Origin of the sequence: Nocardia farcinica, assembly GCF_029867845.1 — a bacterium.
Taxonomy (GTDB): Bacteria; Actinomycetota; Actinomycetes; order Mycobacteriales; family Mycobacteriaceae; genus Nocardia; species Nocardia farcinica_A.
Genome location: NZ_JARWRU010001134.1, coordinates 1 through 3,606, shown reverse-complemented (window position 1 = coordinate 3,606; position 3,606 = coordinate 1). Strand labels below are relative to the sequence as shown.

Genomic DNA, 3,606 nt, shown 5'->3' with positions numbered 1-3,606 from the left:
AGCCCGCGCAGCTGCGGGAGGCGATCGAGGCGGCCTCGCGCGAGGCGGAGTCGGCGTTAGGCGATACGACGGGGTTACTCGAGCAGGCGGTGGTGAACCCGCGCCACATCGAGGTGCAGATCCTGGCCGACAGCCAGGGCGATGTCATGCACCTGTTCGAGCGTGACTGCTCGGTGCAGCGCCGCCACCAGAAGGTGATCGAACTCGCGCCCGCACCGAACCTCGACCCGGCGCTGCGGGAGCGGATCTGCGCCGACGCGGTCGCCTTCGCCCGGCAGATCGGCTACTGCAACGCGGGCACCGTGGAGTTCCTGCTCGACGAGCGCGGCAACCACGTGTTCATCGAGATGAATCCGCGCATCCAGGTCGAGCACACGGTGACCGAGGAGATCACCGACGTGGACCTGGTGCAGTCGCAGCTGCGCATCGCGGCCGGGGAGTCGCTGGCGGATCTGGGGTTGAGCCAGGAGAAGGTGACAATCCGCGGCGCGGCGTTGCAGTGCCGCATCACCACCGAGGACCCGGCCAACGGGTTCCGCCCCGACACCGGCCGCATCACCGGCTACCGCACCCCGGGTGGCGCGGGCATCCGCCTGGACGGCGGCGCGAACCTCGGCGCCGAGATCGGCGCCTACTTCGACTCCATGCTGGTCAAACTGACCTGCCGCGGCCGGGATCTGCCCGCCGCCGCCGCGCGCGCCCGCCGGGCCCTGGCGGAGTTCCGCATCCGCGGCGTCACGACCAACATCCCGTTCCTGCTCGCGGTGCTCGACGACGAGGACTTCAAGGCGGGCAGGGTCACCACCTCGTTCATCGAGGAGCGCCCGCAGCTGCTGAGCCTGCGCCAGTCGGCCGACCGCGGCACCAAGATCCTCGAATACCTCGCCGACGTGACGGTGAACAAGCCGCACGGTGAGCGTCCGACGCGGGTGTATCCGCACGACAAGCTGCCCGCGATCGATCTGAGTGCGCCGCCGCCGGACGGTTCGCGGCAGCGGCTGCTGGCGCTGGGGCCGGAGGGGTTCGCGCGGGCGCTGCGCGAGCAGAAGGCCGTCGGCGTCACCGATACGACCTTCCGTGACGCGCATCAGTCGCTGCTGGCCACCCGGGTGCGCACCAACGGCCTGCTCGGGGTGGCCGGGCATGTGGCGCGGCTGACGCCGGAGCTGCTGTCGGTGGAGTGCTGGGGCGGCGCCACCTACGATGTGGCGCTGCGGTTCCTGTACGAGGACCCGTGGGAGCGGCTGGCGGCCCTGCGCGAGGCGATCCCGAACATCTGCCTGCAGATGCTGCTGCGTGGTCGCAACACCGTCGGCTACACCCCGTACCCGGAGAAGGTGACCAGGGCGTTCGTCTCCGAGGCCACCAGCACCGGCATCGACATCTTCCGCATCTTCGACGCGTTGAACAATGTCGATCAGATGCGTCCGGCGATCGAGGCCGTGCGCGAGACCGGCACGGCGGTGGCCGAGGTGGCGTTGTCCTACACCGGCGACATCATGAACCCGGCCGAGGACCTGTACACACTCGACTACTACCTGAAGCTGGCCGAGCAGATCGTCGAGGCGGGCGCGCACGTGCTCGCCATCAAGGACATGGCCGGTCTGTTGCGGGCGCCCGCGGCGGCGAAGCTGGTGACCGCGCTGCGCGGCAACTTCGACCTGCCGGTGCACGTGCACACCCACGACACCCCCGGTGGTCAGCTGGCCACCTATCTGGCGGCCTGGCAGGCCGGTGCGGACGCGGTCGACGGCGCGAGCGCGGCGATGGCGGGCACCACCAGTCAGCCCGCGTTGTCGGCGATCGTTGCCGCGGCCGCGCACACCGAGTACGACACCGGTCTGGATCTGCGGAAGGTGTGCGATCTGGAGCCGTACTGGGAGGCGCTGCGGAAGGTGTACGCGCCGTTCGAATCCGGGCTGCCCGCGCCGACGGGCCGGGTGTACACCCACGAGATCCCCGGTGGTCAGCTGTCGAACCTGCGTCAGCAGGCCATCGCGCTTGGCCTGGGCGACCGGTTCGAGGAGGTCGAGGCCCAGTACGCGGCCGCCGACCGGGTGCTCGGCAGGCTGGTGAAGGTGACGCCGTCGTCGAAGGTCGTCGGCGATCTGGCGCTGGCGCTGGTCGGCACCGGCGCGAGCGCCGACGACTTCGCCGCCGACCCGGCCCGCTACGACATCCCGGACTCGGTGATCGGCTTCCTGCGCGGTGAACTGGGCACCCCGCCCGGCGGCTGGCCCGAGCCGTTCCGCAGCCGCGCGCTCGAGGGGCGCGGCCCGGCCAAGCCGGAGACGCCGCTCTCGCCGGAGGACGAGGCCGCGCTGTCCGGGGATTCCGCACAGCGGCGCGCCACCCTCAACCGGCTGCTCTTCCCCGGCCCCACCGCCGAAATCCTGGCCCACCGGGACCGCTACGGCGACACCATGGGCCTGTCGGCCAACCAGTTCTTCTACGGTCTGCGTCGCGGCGAGGAGCATCGCGTCCAGCTGGAGAAGGGCGTCACCCTGCTCATCGGGCTGGAGGCCATCTCCGACCCCGACGAGAAGGGCATGCGCACGGTCATGTGCATCCTCAACGGCCAGCTGCGGCCGATCGCGGTGCGGGACCGTTCCATCGCCAGCGAGGTGCCGGTGGCGGAGAAGGCCGACAAGAACAACCCGGCGCACATCGCCGCCCCGTTCGCGGGCGTGGTGACCCTGGCCGTGGCCGAGGGCGACACCGTCGCGGTCGGCGACACCGTCGCCACCATCGAGGCCATGAAGATGGAGGCCGCCATCACCGCGCCGCGCGCGGGCGTGGTCGGCCGGATCGCCACCACGAAGGTGCAGCAGGTCGAAGGCGGTGACCTGCTGGTGGAACTCCAGCTGCGCGAGTCCCCGGCCTGATGCCGCGGATCGTCGCGGGCGTGGCCGGCGGCCGCAGGCTGCGGGTGCCGCCCTCGGGCACCCGGCCCACCTCGGACCGGGTGCGCGAAGCCCTGTTCAGCTCACTGGCCGCGCGGATGGACTTCGACGGCGCGCGGGTGCTCGATCTCTACGCAGGCTCGGGCGCCCTCGGCCTGGAGGCGCTCTCGCGCGGCGCCGCCAACGCGCTGCTCGTGGAAGCCGACCGCAAGGCCGCACAGGTGGTGCGCGCCAATATCGCCGAACTCGGCCTGCCCGGCGCGGAGCTGCGGGTCGGGACGGTGTCCGCCGTGCTCGCCCAGGGCGGAGCGGGCGCATTCGACCTGGTGTTCGCCGACCCGCCCTACGAGCTGGACTCGGCCACCCTCGCCGCCGAGGTGGCCCAGCTGGCCGCGGGCGGCTGGCTGGCGCCCGGCGCGCTGGTGGTGGTCGAGCGCTCGGTGCGCGGCCCGGAACTGGACTGGCCCGCCGGCTTCGTTCCGGCCGCGCCGCGCCGCTACGGCGAGACCAGGCTGGAGTCGGCCGAATACGAGCCCGAGCAGGACTGACGGCGGGACGTCACCTGTGACGAATCACCGCGTGGCCGTACGGCCACGCGGTGATAGCGTCTGGCCCATGGGTGGAGCACTGTGCCCCGGTTCGTTCGATCCGGTGCCCAACGGACACCTCGCCGTATTCGCCCGCGCGGCCGCGCAGTTCGGCG

At 71.8% G+C, this 3,606-nt stretch carries 2 protein-coding genes and 1 pseudogene; all 3 read left to right on the top strand.

Features of this window, described 5'->3' with window-relative positions; translation table 11 throughout:
- Window positions 1–2,885, top strand: a 2,885-nt coding sequence (locus QH283_RS25310; RefSeq protein WP_280505439.1) for a pyruvate carboxylase, incomplete at its 5' end; no start/stop codon positions are given.
- Window positions 2,885–3,451 carry a 16S rRNA (guanine(966)-N(2))-methyltransferase RsmD gene (rsmD, locus tag QH283_RS25305; RefSeq protein ID WP_280505438.1) on the top strand — a complete coding sequence of 189 codons (567 nt, stop codon included), beginning with the start codon at window positions 2,885–2,887 and terminating at the stop codon, window positions 3,449–3,451. The genes QH283_RS25310 and rsmD, both read left to right, overlap by 1 nt.
- Window positions 3,452–3,518: 67 nt before the next feature.
- Window positions 3,519–3,606 (top strand): annotated as a pseudogene (locus tag QH283_RS25300) (pantetheine-phosphate adenylyltransferase); the annotation flags it as partial.